Here is a 16,714-nt window from a genome sequence, read left to right as displayed (position 1 = left end):
TACGTCCTGTCGGATGGGAAAAAACAATCACCGCCCCCTAAAGGAGCAAATAGGTCTTGTCACCCCTCGACCTTGCATGAATTTTTCATGTTGCCACTTTGGCACGGCACCTATGCCTTCCATTTCGTAGCGATCCGTTTCAATGTGCGATTGGGGATGACGACAAGGCAGACGATGCAGACAAAAATCGGAATCATTGGCGGCTCGGGTATCTACAACATGGACGGGCTTGAGGCTGCGGCTTGGGTGTCCGCAAACAGCCCTTGGGGCGCACCTTCAGACGATATTCTGACGGGATGTTTAGACGGCGTCGACATGGCCTTTCTGCCCCGTCATGGGCGTGGGCATGTCCATTCACCCACAACCGTGCCCTACCGGGCCAACATTGATGCGCTCAAACGGCTGGGCGTGACGGATATCATCAGCGTCAGCGCTTGTGGGTCTTTCCGTGAAGAGATGGCACCAGGTGATTTTGTGATTGTCGATCAGTTCATTGATCGCACATTCGCGCGGGAAAAGTCCTTCTTCGGGACCGGCTGCGTTGCGCATGTCAGCGTGGCCCACCCAACCTGCGCGCGCCTGTCCGACGCCTGCGAAACGGCGGGGCGAGACGCCGGTATCAATGTCCATCGTGGCGGCACATATCTGGCGATGGAAGGACCACAATTCTCTTCCATGGCCGAAAGCAAACTCTACCGCGAGTGGGGTTGCGATGTGATCGGGATGACGAATATGCCCGAAGCCAAACTCGCCCGTGAGGCCGAGATTTGTTACGCGTCCATCGCCATGGTCACCGACTACGACAGTTGGCACCCCGAACACGGCGCGGTCGATGTCAGCGACGTGATCAAAACGTTGCAAGGCAATGGCACCAAGGCGCAAGACCTGATCAGCCGCCTGCCTGGCCTACTCGGCCCAGATCGCGCGCCTTGCCCGCATGGCTGCGACCGGGCGCTGGAATACGCAGTGATGACCGCCCCGGATAAACGCGACCCCGCCCTGATTGCAAAACTCGACGCTGTCGCTGGCCGTGTCCTTTAGAAAGACCCAACATGAAAACTGTCCAAGACTACATCCGTACGATCCCTGATTTCCCCCATGAAGGGATCATGTTTCGTGATGTGACAACGCTCTTCAGCGACCCGCGCGGTTTCCGCATCGCGATCGACCAACTGCTGCACCCTTATGCCGGACAACCCATTGATAAGGTTGTTGGACTGGAGGCGCGCGGTTTCATCCTTGGCGGTGCTATCGCCCACCAGCTCTCGCTTGGCTTCGTACCGATCCGCAAAAAGGGTAAATTGCCCGGCAAGACCATCGAACAGGACTACGTGTTGGAATACGGCACGGCCACGATGGAAGTGCATGACGATGCGCTACAACCCGGCGAAAAAGTACTGTTGGTCGATGACCTCTTGGCCACCGGCGGCACGGCAGAAGCGGGCATCAAACTGATCGAGCGGATGGGGGCAGAGGTGATTGGTTGTGCCTTTGTGATCGACCTGCCCGATATCGGGGGGCGCAAGAAACTCGAGGCGCTGGGTATGAACGTTCACGCGCTTTGCCAATTCGAAGGCGACTAGCCACAATATCTTTGAGTCCCATCAGAATTCCTCCGCCACGAGCCATACCTACCCTTGGCGCAAAACTGCCCCGGGGTTCATGATACCCAGTGGGTCCAGCGCATCCTTGATCGCGCGCAGCATCGCCAGCTTGGCCGGATCACCATAGGTCTCAAGATCCTTCACCTTGAGCCGCCCAATCCCATGCTCAGCGCTCACTGATCCATCCATAGCATGAACCAGATCATGCACAACGCGCTTCACCTCGGGCCGCTCTGCCTCATAGTCCATGCGGCTTTTGCCCGGCATCGGGAAGACGTTGTAGTGCAAATTCCCGTCGCCCAGATGCCCAAAGCAATTGATACGGAACGCACCAACTTCGCCCAAGGCCTGCTTGCCCCTTTCAATAAAGGCCGGGATTGCACTCAGCGGGACCGAGATATCATGCGAGCTGACCGAACCGATCCTCCGGTTCGCCGCCGGGATGCTTTCTCGGATGTGCCAGAACGCATCACGCTGCGCGTTGCTTTGCGCGATGGTTCCATCGGTGACCAGCCCCGCCTCAAATGCGGTCTCAAAAAGCCCTTCAAGCGCTTCTGCGGGGCTCAAACCAGCGGGCAAGCCAACGTCAATCAAGACGCACCATTCGGGCACCTGATCGAAGGGCTGTTTTACGTCGGGGCCCACCTCAGCCAGAAAGTCAAAGCCTTGTCGATGCATGATTTCAAAGGCCGATACGCCTTCGCCAATCTGCTCGCCTGCCATCGCAAGCAACTCCAAAGCTGCGGCTGGGGATGGCACCGCCATCAGCGCGGCGCTCACGCCTACTGGCCGTGGTGCAAGTTTTAACGCCGCCGCCGTGATAATCCCCAGCGTGCCTTCGGCCCCGATCATCAGATTGCGCAGGTCATATCCGGTGTTGTCCTTACGCAGCCGCGTCAGCCCATGCCAGACCGACCCGTCAGGGCGCACGACTTCAAGCCCCAGACACTGCGCACGCGCATTGCCATAGCGCAGTACATTCACACCGCCTGCATTGGTTGCAAGCAGCCCGCCAATGCGCGCCGAGCCCTCCGAGGCGAGCGACAGCGGGAACAACCGGCCCACATCTTCTGCCGCTTTTTGCACATCAGCAAGGATCACCCCCGCATCACAGACCAGCACGTTCTCGGTCGGATAGACCGCGCGAATGCGGTTCATCCGTTCCAGTGACAATACGACCGGCGCAGGACCATCTTCCTGCAATTGCCCACCAACCAGACCGGTGCCGCCGCTATAGGGCACGATACCCACGCGAGCGGCAGCGCAGGCTTTAACCACGGCCGCGACTTCATCAGTGGATGCTTAAGCGCGACAACCCGTCCTTGTCCCGCCCAGCGCCCGCGTGGCTCTGTCAGATATGGCGCGCTGTCTTCTTTGAAGGCCGCAACCGGTAGCAGTCCGCGAAGCAAGTCTTCAAAGTCTGGTGTGACCGGATTGAGCATCTGAATATCCTCTGAGGCTAATCCGATACATGGCCCAATCCGCGCCGCTGTCCAACCGGATTTGTTAGGCGAGCGCCGCGCCCTCGGCCAATGCACCCAGTTTGGCATATGCGATTTCCGGGTCAACGGCACCAAAGCCTGCAAATGTCCCAAATCCACAGTCCGACCCGGCGATCACACGATCCGCCCCAACGATATCGACAAAACGCCCGATGCGTTCGGCAACCAAATGCGGATGCTCAACAAAATTGGTGGTTGTATCAACAACGCCGGGGACAAGAACCTTGTTATCAGGGATGTCTTTGGCCCGGTCGCGGAAGACGGACCATTCGTGACCATGACGCGGGTTTGAGGTTTCAAACAACACATATCGCGATTTCGTGGACATCAGCGTGTCGAACATCTTGGCCATCGGGATGTCACAGACATGCGGGCCTTCGTAGTTGCCCCAACAGATGTGCACCCGCACCTTCTCGGCGGGGACGTCGGACAGCGCGTGGTTCAACGCCTCAACATGGCTGGCGGCGATCTTGAGGAATTCATCATCCGACAAATCGTTGAACAACATGTGTCGCGATAGCGCGAGATCGGGGCAGTCCAGTTGCAGGTCGAGGCCCGAGGCAACGATTGTCTCGTATTCCGCCTTCATCGCGTCTGCCAAAGCGGCCAAATAGGCCTCACGCGTTTTGTAGTAATCATTCTGCAAAAACAAAGAGATCACACCGGGGGACGCAGCGTTCATGAAACCGCGTTCCGCCCCATGTGTGGCCATCGCGGCGTGCAGGTTAGCAATGTCCTTTTCCAATTCGCCCTGCCCTTTTGATTTCACCTCGCCCACGCACATGGGGCGTGCATATTGCGGGGTGCCGCCGTCATCGGCCAAACGTTTGAGAAAACTGGGGAATTGTTTGAGGTCCGCAGGTGCATTGCGCGGGCTGTCGCCGTCAAAGCCGGTGTAACGGTCTTTGACATAAGTGGCATAGCTGATTTTGGAGGTTTCGCCATCGCTGACGATATCAATCCCAGCATCCACTTGTTTGCGCACGGTTTCTGAAACGGCTGAGGTCATTGCAGCATCAAAGGCTTCCGCGTCATACGGATTGCCATGTTCGCGGGCAAAGATGAAATCAACGACCTCTTGAGAGCGGGGCAAAGAGCCCACATGGGTTGTTAAGATTTTCGACATTTCATCATCCTCACGTTGTTTGTTTTGCTTACACAGGCCATGCGGACCGCTGCCTTACGCTACGCCGTTAACCTTTCCACGTTGCTCCGGCAGGATCACCTGTTGCGACGATGTGATAAAGGCTGGCTTCACCTGTCATCGACGGCACAACGCTATGCGCGATGTTTTCCGGAACCGACATCGTGTCACCCGGCGCAAGCGTTGCCGATCCACTATCCCACGTGACCTTCCAATGCCCGCGCATGGGCATCAGGACCGACGGGTATGGGTGGCTGTGTTTGGCGTCAGTCGCAGAGCCGCGTGTGATGAAATCAATCTCGAACCCTGGTTTGTCGCGCAGGACGCCGTGTTCGCCCACAACCTTGGCGGGCTTTTTTCCGGCCAGCGCGTGAAGATCCCAATAACGGGCCACGTGGTTGGGCAGCACGTCAGCGGTTGTCGGCTCGGGTCGCTTCGCCAGTTCCGCATCCGACATCAGTGGCATCGGCCCAACGCCTTCGGGCAGCTTCTGCTGGCGCTTGGTATCATAGAGTTTGCCGTCCTCCCCCAGAATCAAACCGTGGTCTGCCGCATCCGCGATCACTTGGGGGGCCCACATCACACCGCCGCCTGCGTCGTCGCCACCAAGTACGGCCATGATCATGCCGTAGTCTGTGCCGATGTTTTCGAAGCCCCGGAAAATGCCTGTGGGAATGTTGAAGATATCACCCTCTTCCAACACCACCTCGCCCGCGTCGCCCCAGCGGCCCCAGAAGAACCGCCAGCGGCCTTTGAGTACGAAGAACACCTCAGCGGTATGATGATCGTGCAGCGAGTTGCGGCATTTAGGTGGCTGGCCCGCAGCGCCGATATTGAAGCCATGCGGGATGCCGATATGGACGTGCTGATCGGGGCTTTCAGACACGCCGCCGCCGATGATGGTGAAGTTTTCTTTTTGATCAGAGCCTGGCGTGTGTGCGTCGATAAAGGCGGTTCTGCAAGGGTGCAGATCGCCATAGCGGACAATGCGATGTTCCATTTCGGCGGGTGTCATCATTGGTCTCCTGCTTGCATCAAAATCTGCTTCCAGATTGCAATTTCGTCGTAAAGCGCGAATTCCCGGCGCAAGCCGATACCATCAGGGCCGTAAGGTCCGAACTCGGCATGGCACATCCCCATGACATGCACATCGGCGCCAGTGGGTTCGCCAAAACTGCCCCAGCCCTCGTGTTTGCCGTCCAGTGACCACCGGATTGCAGCGCGGGGCGACAGCATGTCAGCGTCCATGCCGATCTGGTGGTGGATTTTGAAGTTTGCGTGCGGGAAGGACGACCGCAGGCCGACCCAGAATTCGAGGATGCCGTCCCAGCCGACCGCCCGTTTTGCCCCTGCATATTCGCCAATGCAAGCGCGGTCATAGCTGTCGCGGATGTGGGTGAAGTCGTGGTTCATGATGCGGTTCAACGTGTCGGCGTAGCGCTGACCCCATGCATTGTCGTTTCCGATGCCGTGATAGCCGCCGTCAACATCCATAGCCGGGGTGAAGGGCTTGCTGGCTTTGTCGGGACCGCCTTCACGGGCGATGAGCTCAGCAGCATAGTTGCGCGGGTCCATCCCCAGTTGCCGGACGATGCCCCCGTAGTCGCGCACCAGCCATTCATCGTAGATGGTGTCTTCCTTCGCGGCACAATCGGCGATCACATAGACCTGCCAATGCTTGCCTGTGGCCGGTCCGAATTGTCCGTCGCGCGTGTGCGTGGCCTTGGTGTGCAAGCGATGTGAGGAGAGATAGCCGGTGTTTTCGTCTCCCGACCAGATCACATCTTCGCCCAGCAGCTCCCGATCCGGGAATTCGTTGATCGTGGCCATCGTGCCTGCAATGACACCTTGGTTGCCCTTGCTGATCCCCATGGGTGTGCGGACTGGGATATCAGGCGCGTAGTAATGGTTCAGCGCGCCGACGCCACGATCTTCCCAAATCTCTTTGGTGATCCCAATGATGTAATCGGGGAAGTCTTTCCAGCGGTTGGAAAAGCCTATCATGTTTTCGGTCCTTTGGTGGTGCCGCGTTGGATCAGCGGGCTGTCTATTTCGATACGTTGGGTTGGGGTCGATGGGTCTTCGATCCGGGTGAGAAGAGCGTCGATTGTCGCCTCGACCATGCGGTTCACCGGTTGGCGCATGGTCGAGAGGTTGTAGGCAGGCCATGCGGCAAGCGGCACGTCATCATAACCGATGACGGCCACATCATGCGGTACACTCAGACCCATTTCATGCCGCAGCGTATCAAGCACGGCAAAGGCCATGTGGTCGTTGCCCACGAAGATCGCATCGGGCGGTGCGGCACTTTCCATCATGGTTTGGGTCGCTATGGCGGCGGTCTCGCGGTCGAACATGCCGTCAACAATCTGCGGGCTGACACCGTGTTCTGCCAATGCTTCGGAAAAACCGGCCTGTCTGTCCCGCCCGGTGGAAGAGCCTGACCAACCACTGATGTGGCCAAAACTCTCGTGGCCGCAGGAAAGCAGAAATTCCGCCACAGCACGCCCGCCTTTGACATTTGCAGAGGTAACAGAGGAGACCGTCTCGCCCTCTTGACCGCGGTTAAACATGACCACTGGGATGCCCGCAGCTGCACAGCGTTGGGTCAGATCATTGGTCATCCCAACAGAGGCTGTGATGATCCCGTCGACTTGATAGTCGAGCAGCTCTTGCATGACTTCTTCGGCGGCGCCCTGACTGTTGGACGCCGTAAAGACAAGGATGTGATAACCCTTTTCCTGCAGGGCATTGGAGAGAAGCTGTAAGGCCAGCGGATAGAACTGATTGTCCAGATAGGCCACCACCAGCCCTATGATCCGGCTTTTGCCGGTAATCATCGCGCGCGCCATCATGTTGGGGCGATAGCCGAGTTCGACGGCCGCCTTGCGCACTTTCTCAACCGTTTTGGCGCTGGCAGATGCGCCGGGTGTGAAAACCCGGCTGACCGCCGATTGGCTGACGCCTGCGCGCTCTGCAACTTGGAGGGAGGTGATTTTGCTCATCAGTCCGCCGTCCAACCCCCGTCAATCAGCATATGCGTGCCGGTCATCAGCGCCGATGCGTCAGAGGCAAGATAGACCACAGGGCCCATCATGTCGGTCACTTCGCCGACGCGCCCCAGTTTGATTTTGTCCATAATCCAGGCGACGCGGTCGGGGTTGTTAAAGGTTTGTTCGGTCAGCGGCGTGCGGATGAAGGTGGGACAGATCGTGTTGACCCGGATACCTTGTTGGCCCCATTCGATGGCCATGGCTTTGGTGAAACCTTCAACCGCAAATTTTGTGCCGCAATAGACCGCGCGGTCGATCCCGCCGACATGCGCCATCTGGCTGGTGATGTTGATCAGGCTGCCAGATTTGCCAGCGGAAAGAAGCCCTTTTGCAACAGCCCGAGTAAGGAAATAGGCGCCTTTGAAGTTGATGTCAGAGACAGCATCGAAATCGGGTTCTGCCGTCTCAATAGCTGGGGAATGAATGGCGAGGCCAGCAGAATTCACAAGAATGTCGAACGGACCGTGTTCAGCGACAGTCGCTTCTGTCGCCGCCACGTCAGAGACGTCCATCGCGATTGCATGTGTTTCAAACCCCGCGTCGCGCATCTCTTTGACAACAACGTCCAGCCTGTCGGCATTCCGCGCGGAGATCGTGACCTCGGCCCCCGCCTCGGCCAATGCCACAGAACAGGCCAAACCGATGCCGGATGAACCGCCCGCAACGAGTGCGCGTTTGCCGTCCAGCCGGAAGGAAGGTGTTTGTGGAAGTGTCATTTATGCGTGCCCCGGATAGGTAATGCCCCGAAAGGGCGGAAAATCTGCGTAGCGCGCCATGCGTTCGGCATGGTCCTCTGGCGGCGGATGCCCGGCATGGACCAGCTTGCCGCGCGGCACCACGTAACTGGAAACCGTCCGCGCGGGTTCTTCTCGCCATGACAGGTTGAAGGCCGCAAGCTTGGGGAAGAAATACATCTCATGATAGGGCAGATGGTCATGCACCCAATAGGCCAGATCACGCCAGTCACGCCCTTGGTCATATTGATCTGCAAACCAAGGCACCACGACACTTGCACAGGCCCCCATCCGCCCCTGCCCATCGCGCTTATCCCAGATATGACCGGCATAATTCGCCTCATTGCGCGCGCAGCGCTGCGGTTTGGCTTCTGTGGCCCCAAAATGGTTGAGCGTTGGTGAACGATATGCCGAGCGCACAGCGATGGGTCCGAAGGTTTCAACCAGGGGGTCCAGAAGCTCCTGACAGAGTTTTTGACCGGTCGCGATTGCAAGGCTGGGGTCGTCGGGAATGTTGGCGATACCGAAGAAATTGCTGATCTCAGAGTAGAGGAAGTCCCGCATGAAGAAATGCTTTGAAAGCCGGACGCGCCCGAGGTCTTCGAGGCCGCTGTAGCTTTGGGGTTTGCGTCTCTTTGGAGGGGACATGGCCTTTTCCTGCTATTCCGCCGCCGTGCCATAGGCCACGTTCTTGCCACCGTAGCGGCGCACGCGGATATTGCATTGCTCAGCATGGCCGACGAACCCTTCCAACATACACAGGCGCGAGCCATATTCGCCAACGAGCGTTGCCGCGTCGTCCGTCAGAACCTTTTGATAACTGTGGGTTTTCAAGAACTTTCCGACCCAGAGACCGCCCGTGTAACGCCCAGCCTTTTTGGTGGGCAACGTGTGGTTGGTGCCAATGACCTTGTCACCGTTGGCCACGTTCGTGCGCGGCCCAAGGAACAACGCGCCATAGCAGGTCATATTTTCAAGGAACCAGTCATCGCGGTCCGTCATGACCTGCACATGCTCCGACGCGATGTCATCTGCGACGGCCAGCATTTCGTCGTAGGTATCGCAAAGAATGACCTCACCGTAGTCTTCCCATGAGGTGCGCGCAGTTTCCGCAGTCGGCAGGATGTCGAGGATGCGATCAATTTCAGCGAGTGTTTCTTTGGCCAGTTTTTCAGAGTTGGTGAGCAGAACCGCTGGGGAGTTGTAGCCGTGTTCGGCCTGCCCCAAGAGGTCGGTCGCACAGAGTTCAGCATCGACCGTGTCATCGGCAATGACCATGGTTTCGGTGGGCCCTGCAAAAAGGTCGATGCCCACACGCCCGAAGAGTTGTCGTTTTGCCTCGGCCACAAAGGCATTGCCGGGCCCTACAATCATATGTACGGGGTCGATCGTTTCCGTGCCCAGCGCCATCGCACCAACGGCCTGCATACCGCCCAGAACGTAGATTTCATGTGCGCCGCCCATATGCATCGCTGCCACGATAGCCGGGTGCGGTGCGCCGTTTTGCGGTGGGGCAGAGGCGACAATCCGAGGCACCTCTGCGACTGAAGCGGTGAGCACCGACATATGTGCAGATGCAACCATCGGAAACTTGCCGCCGGGGACGTAGCAGCCAACCGATTGGACGGGGATGTTTTTATGGCCCAAGATCACACCGGGGATCGTTTCGACTTCGATATCGGTCATCGAGGCACGCTGTGCCTGCGCAAAGTTACGGATCTGATCCTGGGCGAATGTGATGTCGTCCATATCGCGGGTCGAAACCTTGGACATGGCGGCCTCAATCTCGGACGGGCTGAGGCGGAAGTTCGGCGGTGAATACTTATCAAATTTCTCGGAGAGGTCGCGCACTGCCGCGTCGCCCCGCTTCTCGATATCGCCGAGTGTGGTTTCAACGATGCCGCGCACTTTGGCATCATCTTCCGCGCGCTCTGATTCGGGTTTGCCTGATTTGAGATAGGTGATGGCCATCGTTCAATACCCTTCCGGCTTTGGCGGTTCCGCATCGCCAGTGTCGTATTTCTCCCAACCTTCACCGCTAAAGACATCGACACCAAGCTGCATCATGACAGAGGCGAAATCGACGGAAACGGGGTTGTCGGCGATGCGGCCATCCTCGACCCGCCAGAAGTCCATATAGGGGATTTTGACGCGCTTGCCGGTGGCAGGGATGCCCATGAAGGTGCCCGAATGCGTGCCTTCGATATGGCCAAAACACGCCGCCCATTCGCCGTCCGCCATGAAGTGATCGGTCTTGTAATCGCGGTCTGTGAACGCGGCACGCAGCGGCCATTGCCAGTTGCGCTGGAACGCATGGACGCCGTTTTTGGTGCCGCAGCCCTGGTTGCCGCGCCATGTGAAGTCTTCGGTGAAATACTTCAGCATATCCATTTCGTTGTTGGCCAGCCCGTCCTCCATCGCCTTTACAGCGTCAAGGGAGGCTTGTGATTTTGCATCGCGCGTCATGCGGTATCCTCTATTGCTTTTGTCGCCGAGCAAGCCGCACTTGCGCTTAGCCATGATTGGCATTCGATCAGGTCATCTGATTGGGGCGAACGCTTCAGAGACACTCGCCCGTTTTTTGATCGAACAAGTGGCAGATATCTGCGGGGATATTTGCGTGAACCGGCTCGTCAATTTCGGCCCGATACTCTTTGCCGGACTTCACCGAGACGATTGTGTTACCAACCCGCATCGTGACCATCGTTGCTTCACCCAACAGCTCAAGCGAGTAGACAGTTGCGTTAATCTCGGCTGTGCCTTCGGCCACACTGGCGTCCTCAGCCCGAAAACCCAGCGTGACTGGCCCACTATGTGCGGTCGGCAGGCCGCTGATGGTGATGTTTTTTGCTGTGAAGGTGCCGTTGGCGACATCCCCGTCGACAAGGTTCATCGCAGGCGATCCGATAAAACCAGCCACAAAGGTATTGGCGGGATTGTCGTAAATCTCGGTGGGTGTGCCAACCTGTTGGACCACCCCTTTACTCATCACGACAACACGGTCCGCCAGTGTCATGGCCTCAATCTGATCATGGGTGACGTAGATTGTTGTCACCTTCAGTTCATGGCTGAGGTTTTTGATCTGGGCGCGGGTGGACACCCGCAGCTTGGCATCAAGGTTGGAGAGCGGTTCATCCATCAGGAAAACATTGGGTTCCCGCACAATGGCACGTGCCAAAGCCACGCGTTGACGCTGCCCGCCAGATAGTTCAGCCGGCCTGCGGTGCAGAAAGTCATCCAACTCGACCATGGCAGAGGCGCGCATCACCCGCTCTTCATGTTCCGCCTGGGGAACACCACGCACTTTCAATGGAAAGCGAATGTTGTCGTAGACGTTCAAGTTGGGGTAAAGCGCGTAGCTCTGGAACACCATCGCCACATCACGATCCTTAGGTTCCAGATCATTGATCCGCTTGCCATCGACTAGAATATCGCCGTCGGTCGCATCCTCTAACCCAGCGATCATACGCATTGTTGTGGTCTTACCGCAGCCCGATGGGCCCAGCAAAACAAGGAACTCCTGATCCGCAATCGTCAGATCAAAACTCTGGACGCCGACAAAAGACCCCCATCGTTTGGATACATTGCGTAGCTGAATTTCGGCCATGTTGCGCCCCTTGCATACGTTTGCAAAAACACTGGCGCGATTCCTGAAAACTGGCAAGCCCTAATCGGAGAAAATGCAAATTCTTCCATTTTCAGACGCAATGTACTTGCGCAATGTAGGTCTTTGCAGGTTAAATTGCAAACGTATGCAAAGTCGCCGCGATTCGCGTGTGGCCAATATTCAGCCGGGACACACCGGTACAAAGGAACAACTGGGAGGTTCTTAAAATGAAAATCTGGAAAACGACTATGTTGGGCACTGCGGTTGCAGCACTTGCGGCAACCGGCGCTCTGGCTTGCGAAGCTGATGGCCGTGTCAGCATCATCGGCAATGAGTTTCCTGCGATCCAAACTGTGGCTGCAAACGCGGGCGCATGCGCCGGTATCGAATTCACGTCGAACCTGACAGCCGATCACCAGACACTGAACGTCGCGGGCATGACCGGTAACCCGGCAGAGTACACAACAGCGATTGTTGCCAATTCATCCATTGTTGCCCTGATCAACGAAGATGTCATTCAACCCCTTGATGCTTTGGTTGCCGCGTATGGTCAGGACATCCCTGCCCAGCAGTTGATCACCGTTGATGGCAAGATCATGGCTGTCGCGTTCATGGCGAACGCCCAGCACCTGGTATACCGCGCCGATGTGCTTGAGCAGGTCGGCCTGGATATACCGACATCCTATGAAGAGGTCCTTGCCGCGGCCGAGGCCATCCGTGCCGCCGGCATCATGGAAAACCCTGTGGGTGGCGCCTATGCCGCTGGTTGGAACCTCGCACAGGAATTCACCAACATGTATATCGGGACAGGTGGCGAGTTCTTCACGCCCGGCACTGCTGAAGTGAGCATCAACAACGCCCAAGGCGTTGAGGCGCTGGAGATGATGAAAGCACTGACCGCCTACATGAACCCTGATTACCTGACCCACGACAGCAATGCGACATCGGCTGAGTGGGAAGCGGGCAACGTGGCGCTTATGAATATGTGGGGCAGCCGGACGGGTGTTCTGATGGACGACGAAGGCTCAGCACCGGAAGTCTATGAAAACACAATGGTATCTGGCCCATTGATGGTGGGCGACAGCGGCACGCCAGCAACCACATTGTGGTGGGATGGCTGGACCGTGGCGAAGAACATCAGCGATGAAGATGCAGCCGCAACCTTTCAGGCGATGGCCGCAGGCGTGTCACCGGCGATCTTGAACGAACAAACCATGAGTGAAGCCGTTTGGTTGATGGAAGGCTATCAGCCTGAAGCGGTTAACGAAGGCGTTCTGGCCTCAGTCGCTGCTGGGTCCACCCCTTACCCCATGCGCCCGTTCCAGGGCCTGCTGCACACAGCGCTGGGTGACAATATTGCCGACTTCCTGCAGGGCAACGAAAGCGCCGAGCAGACATTGGCAGATATCGAAGCGGCCTACACCGCTGCGGCGACCGAAAAAGGCTTCCTGCAGTAAGAAACCCCACGGAAAGGCGCTTCCCCGCGCCTTTCCTGACTAAATTCTGGGGCGTCGCAAATGAAGCATTCATCTTTTTTCTGGTTTGTCCTGCCGTCAGCACTGCTGATGCTCATCTTTATTGCTTTTCCGATCGTTTCGGTGGTCACACAGTCGCTGTACCAAGAACACGAGCAGGTCATCATCGAAGTTGAAAATTGCGGGCCGTTCGGCTGCACCAAGGCCGAAGCCGTCGATCTGGAAGCCACCCAAGCACTGCGCGATGCGCAACCTTTGGGGCAATGGGCTGGCCTGGACATCTACAAAGACCGCAATCACCTTGCTTTTGCAGAGGTGGGCGAAGCTTGGGCCAGTTCCGTCAGCATGCGCGATTTTGCGGGTTCACTGATGAACCTGCCCTTCTATGACGCGATTGCCTTTACGCTGACTTACACGGCCATTGTCACGCCGCTCACGATTATCTTTGGCTTCCTGATCGCTATTGGGGTCAATGCTGTGGCGCGGGCGATGCGAGGCCCGACGATCTTTCTTTCTCTTTTGCCCATGATCGTCACCCCTATCGTGGGCGCGCTCGTCCTCTTTTGGATGGTGGATGCGCGTGGTGTTCTGGGTACGGCCCTGCAATGGCTGGCAGATGACCCTGGTCTTTCGGTCAAGGCATCAACCCCGCTGATGTGGATCATGTTGATGGTCTACGGCATTTGGTCGTCCGCCCCCTTTGCTTTCATTGTTTACTATGCGGGCCTGCAAACCGTGAATACCGACACGCTTGAGGCGGCGATGATTGATGGCGCGACCCGCTGGCAGCGCATTCGTTATGTTGTCATTCCCCATCTGGTGCCCCTAACGACGTTTATCGCCCTGATCCAACTGATGGACAATTTCCGTGTCTTTGAACCCATCGTGAGCTTCAGCGCTCAGGCGCATGCAAGATCGCTATCCTTTGCGATCTTCAACGATCTGGGCGGCGAGACCCGGCTGCTGTCCTCAGCTGCGGCCACCTCGGTTCTGACAATCATCGGCGTTGCGATCCTGCTATCACCGGTTCTTGTGCGCACATGGCGCGACTTCGGAAAGGCGCGGTAGTCCAATGTCAAAAGCAACCCGACTTTCCCCAACGACCAAACTCTTGGCCTATGGATTTCTCGGCCTCTGGCTGGTCATGGCCGCCTTTCCCTTCATCTGGACGCTTTGGGGCTCATTCAAGGTTGAGGGCGATTTCTTTTCGAAAGCAGACTGGGCCAACTCAATCTTTGGTACGCTGACCCGGGTCGAGACCGGCGGCAGCTTTACCGGCGATGGCTACTACGGTGCCTGGATACAGGAAGAGTTCTGGCGCGCTGCCCTCAACACGTTGATTGTCTGTGTCTGTGTGGTCACCATCTCGCTGACCTGCGGCACTTTGGGCGGCTATGCCTTGTCCCGTTCCACCTATCGCTATGCCTTCTGGTTCCTGTTGTTCGCGCTGATGTTCCGCGCGATGCCGCCGCTGACGCTTGTGTCAGGCTACCTGCTGCCGTTTTTTGAATGGAACCTATGGGGACATTTGAGCACGACGATTATCGTGCTGGTAGCGATCAACCAGCCCTTTACGCTGTGGATGCTGCACGCATTCTTCAAAAACATCCCCAAAGATCTGGACGAAAGCGCGATGGTCGATGGCTGCACCCGCTTTCAGGCTTTCCGCCACGTGATCATCCCGGTGATGTGGCCGGGTGTGATTACCACGGGGCTGTTCAGCTTCCTCTTGGCCTATAACGATTTTGCGGTGACCACGATGCTGCTGAGCAAGGAAAACCAGACGATGGTGCCCAAGCTGGTCAGCTTCCTAGGCACGACCCAAACCAAGGGCAACGTCATGTTTGCTGTGGCAGCAGTTGTGTCAGTGACGGCGCCGCTCTTTGTGATGATCATCTTCTTCCAAAAGCAGATCGTCTCTGGTCTGACTGCCGGTGCTGTGAAAGGCTAAACCTATGTCATTTCAATCCGAAAAGGCGCTGGTGCGCGCCCATTATGATGCTTTGGCCAAAGCCACCCCTGAAACGGTTGCTGATGTGTTGGCAGAGCGCACGAGCGCGGATTGGCACTGGCGCGGGATGCATCCGTTTTACGAACAACATGGGGCAGCGGCGGTTGCCGAAAGCTTCTGGGCGCCCTTCCTGACGGCAATGACAAAAGTGCAGCGCAGGCAGGACATCTTCATTGCTTACTATAATGAGATCGATGATTTCCAATCCGTCTGGGTGATATCAATGGGGCACCTGATGGGCCTCTTTGATGCGCCGTTCCTGGGGATCAAACCGAACCGCCGCATCGCGATGTTGCGCTACGCAGAGTTCAACAAAGTCGTGGATGGTAAGATTGTTGAGACCGCGCTGTTCTGCGACCTAGTTCATCTGATGAACCAGGCAGGCCAATATCCCCTGCCCCCGCAGACGGGCATGCATTTGGTCCAGCCGGGGCCTGCGACGCATGACGGGGTGCTGTTTGACGACGCTGATCCGGCAGAAGGGCAAAAAACGCTCGCCACAATCAATGCGATGATTGGTGACATTAACACCCACCAGAAATACGCCACGCCGCAAGAGGAGCTGGCCCAATGTTGGCATGACGATATGATCTGGTGGGGACCAGATGGGATCGGCGCGACCTACACAATTGACCGCTATGTTGAACAACACCAAAGGCCGTTCCGCACACAAATCAAGGATCGTGTCTACAATGGCCATATCTGCCGTTTGGCCGAAGGCAGTTTTGGTGGTTTCTTTGGCTGGGCCAACCTGAGTGTGACGAACGCAGGCGGTTATCTCGGCATGCCTGAGGGCGCGCCTTCGGAAATGCGGGTGGTCGACATGTATCGCCGCGATGGTGATAAGTTAGCCGAAAACTGGATCTTTATCGACATTCTGCACTTCCTGCATTTGCAGGGGTTGGATGTGCTAGGGCGGATGAAAGCGCTTTAGCCAAACCGATGCGCCGAGATGTTGATATCGCCACAAGCGTGAAGCGGAATATCCTCGCCTGTTTTGGCATCAGCAACGGTCCACTCTGTGCCGGAAAACTGCAGCGTTTTGGGGTGAATGATCCGTGCTGATCTTTCGCTTGCATTAATCCTGACAATGCGCAGCCCGCGCACAGCATCGGCAAAGGCCGCAATGCGCGGATCGGGCCGTTGCTCTTCCGCGTGCACCGGGTACTGCCGCATGGCCCGTTGCGTTGTTTCGCGTACTTTGTCGGGGAAGCTTTCGATCAGTTTGGCGATGGCGCGCCGCGCCGCATCAGACATGCCAAGGACGCCCAGCGCGGGCTGCTCTGCGGCCAACAACACGCCAAGCGCTTCTGCTTCATCTTGGTCGAGGCCCGTCAATCTGGTGCGATAATTGAACCCCAGTTCAATCCCGCCCTGATTGCCTTGAAATACAATGATGGGCAAACCCGCTTCGGTCATCGCATCCACATCCCGCAAGATCGTGCGTGGCGTTACTTCTAACTCTGCAGCCAACTCGGCGGATGTCAGGCGCCCCCGGTTTTGGAGCAGCAGCAGAATTTGCAATAGACGAGAGGCGCGCATCTCAAGTTCTCAAATATGACATAAGATGTCATATTAGGGTTG

The 16,714-nt window shown here is 57.1% G+C and carries 16 protein-coding genes and 1 pseudogene; 6 read left to right on the top strand and 11 right to left on the bottom strand.

Going from position 1 to position 16,714, the window contains the following annotated elements:
* Positions 1 to 174 precede the first annotated feature (174 nt).
* The gene (locus QTO30_RS19285) at positions 175 to 1,041 is read left to right on the top strand and encodes an S-methyl-5'-thioadenosine phosphorylase (RefSeq protein ID WP_340425979.1); all 867 of its coding nucleotides are present in this window, start codon (positions 175 to 177) and stop codon (positions 1,039 to 1,041) included.
* An 11-nt stretch (positions 1,042 to 1,052) separates the two neighbouring features.
* Entirely contained in the window at positions 1,053 to 1,583 is a 531-nt protein-coding gene (locus QTO30_RS19280; protein WP_340425653.1) for an adenine phosphoribosyltransferase, read from the top strand.
* 48 nt (positions 1,584 to 1,631) lie between these two features.
* On the opposite strand, the pseudogene QTO30_RS19275 reads toward QTO30_RS19280, so the two are convergent.
* The 10 genes and pseudogenes from QTO30_RS19275 to QTO30_RS19230 all read right to left on the bottom strand — a co-directional run bounded on the left by QTO30_RS19275 (position 1,632) and on the right by QTO30_RS19230 (position 11,644).
* Positions 1,632 to 3,046: pseudogene (locus tag QTO30_RS19275) on the bottom strand (FAD-binding oxidoreductase).
* Between the two features lie 64 nt (positions 3,047 to 3,110).
* The gene (locus tag QTO30_RS19270) at positions 3,111 to 4,232 is read right to left on the bottom strand and encodes a cobalamin-independent methionine synthase II family protein (protein ID WP_340425652.1); all 1,122 of its coding nucleotides are present in this window, start codon (positions 4,230 to 4,232) and stop codon (positions 3,111 to 3,113) included.
* A gap of 67 nt (positions 4,233 to 4,299) precedes the next feature.
* Positions 4,300 to 5,265 (bottom strand): cupin domain-containing protein, encoded by a 966-nt coding sequence (locus QTO30_RS19265; protein WP_340425978.1) that lies wholly within the window; start codon positions 5,263 to 5,265, stop codon positions 4,300 to 4,302.
* Positions 5,265 to 6,254 carry a nuclear transport factor 2 family protein gene (locus QTO30_RS19260; protein WP_340425651.1) on the bottom strand — a complete coding sequence of 330 codons (990 nt, stop codon included), beginning with the start codon at positions 6,252 to 6,254 and terminating at the stop codon, positions 5,265 to 5,267. The genes QTO30_RS19265 and QTO30_RS19260 overlap by 1 nt, the downstream gene beginning before the upstream one ends.
* A complete protein-coding gene (locus tag QTO30_RS19255) occupies positions 6,251 to 7,255 on the bottom strand; it encodes a LacI family DNA-binding transcriptional regulator (protein WP_340425650.1) in 1,005 nt (334 codons plus the stop codon). Before QTO30_RS19255 ends, QTO30_RS19260 begins: the two co-directional genes overlap by 4 nt.
* Positions 7,255 to 8,019 carry an SDR family NAD(P)-dependent oxidoreductase gene (locus QTO30_RS19250; RefSeq protein WP_340425649.1) on the bottom strand — a complete coding sequence of 255 codons (765 nt, stop codon included), beginning with the start codon at positions 8,017 to 8,019 and terminating at the stop codon, positions 7,255 to 7,257. The genes QTO30_RS19255 and QTO30_RS19250 overlap by 1 nt, the downstream gene beginning before the upstream one ends.
* Positions 8,020 to 8,685 (bottom strand): hypothetical protein, encoded by a 666-nt coding sequence (locus QTO30_RS19245; RefSeq protein WP_340425648.1) that lies wholly within the window; start codon positions 8,683 to 8,685, stop codon positions 8,020 to 8,022.
* Between the two features lie 12 nt (positions 8,686 to 8,697).
* Complete coding sequence (hisD, locus tag QTO30_RS19240) at positions 8,698 to 10,008, bottom strand: histidinol dehydrogenase (protein WP_340425647.1); 1,311 nt, start codon at positions 10,006 to 10,008, stop codon at positions 8,698 to 8,700.
* Between the two features lie 3 nt (positions 10,009 to 10,011).
* Positions 10,012 to 10,503, bottom strand: coding sequence for an ester cyclase (locus QTO30_RS19235; RefSeq protein ID WP_340425646.1), 492 nt, complete (start codon positions 10,501 to 10,503; stop codon positions 10,012 to 10,014).
* Positions 10,504 to 10,597: 94 nt separating this feature from the next.
* The gene (locus QTO30_RS19230; protein ID WP_340425645.1) at positions 10,598 to 11,644 is read right to left on the bottom strand and encodes an ABC transporter ATP-binding protein; all 1,047 of its coding nucleotides are present in this window, start codon (positions 11,642 to 11,644) and stop codon (positions 10,598 to 10,600) included.
* 227 nt (positions 11,645 to 11,871) lie between these two features.
* On the opposite strand from QTO30_RS19230, the gene QTO30_RS19225 reads away from it, so the two are divergent.
* The 4 genes from QTO30_RS19225 to QTO30_RS19210 are packed head-to-tail and all read left to right on the top strand — an operon-like array spanning position 11,872 to position 16,064.
* A complete protein-coding gene (locus tag QTO30_RS19225; RefSeq protein WP_340425644.1) occupies positions 11,872 to 13,101 on the top strand; it encodes an ABC transporter substrate-binding protein in 1,230 nt (409 codons plus the stop codon).
* Positions 13,102 to 13,161: 60 nt separating this feature from the next.
* Positions 13,162 to 14,187 carry a carbohydrate ABC transporter permease gene (locus tag QTO30_RS19220; RefSeq protein WP_340425643.1) on the top strand — a complete coding sequence of 342 codons (1,026 nt, stop codon included), beginning with the start codon at positions 13,162 to 13,164 and terminating at the stop codon, positions 14,185 to 14,187.
* A gap of 4 nt (positions 14,188 to 14,191) precedes the next feature.
* On the top strand, positions 14,192 to 15,070 hold the full coding sequence (locus QTO30_RS19215) for a carbohydrate ABC transporter permease (protein WP_340425642.1): 879 nt from the start codon (positions 14,192 to 14,194) through the stop codon (positions 15,068 to 15,070).
* Positions 15,071 to 15,074: 4 nt separating this feature from the next.
* Complete coding sequence (locus QTO30_RS19210) at positions 15,075 to 16,064, top strand: nuclear transport factor 2 family protein (RefSeq protein WP_340425641.1); 990 nt, start codon at positions 15,075 to 15,077, stop codon at positions 16,062 to 16,064.
* On the opposite strand, the gene QTO30_RS19205 is transcribed toward QTO30_RS19210, so the two are convergent.
* A complete protein-coding gene (locus tag QTO30_RS19205; protein WP_340425640.1) occupies positions 16,061 to 16,672 on the bottom strand; it encodes a helix-turn-helix transcriptional regulator in 612 nt (203 codons plus the stop codon). The two genes, QTO30_RS19210 and QTO30_RS19205, sit on opposite strands and share 4 nt — an antisense overlap.
* Between the last annotated feature and the right edge of the window lie 42 nt (positions 16,673 to 16,714).

This window comes from Yoonia sp. GPGPB17 (assembly GCF_037892195.1).
Lineage (GTDB): Bacteria > Pseudomonadota > Alphaproteobacteria > Rhodobacterales > Rhodobacteraceae > Yoonia.
This window is presented reverse-complemented; position numbering and strand designations above follow the sequence as displayed.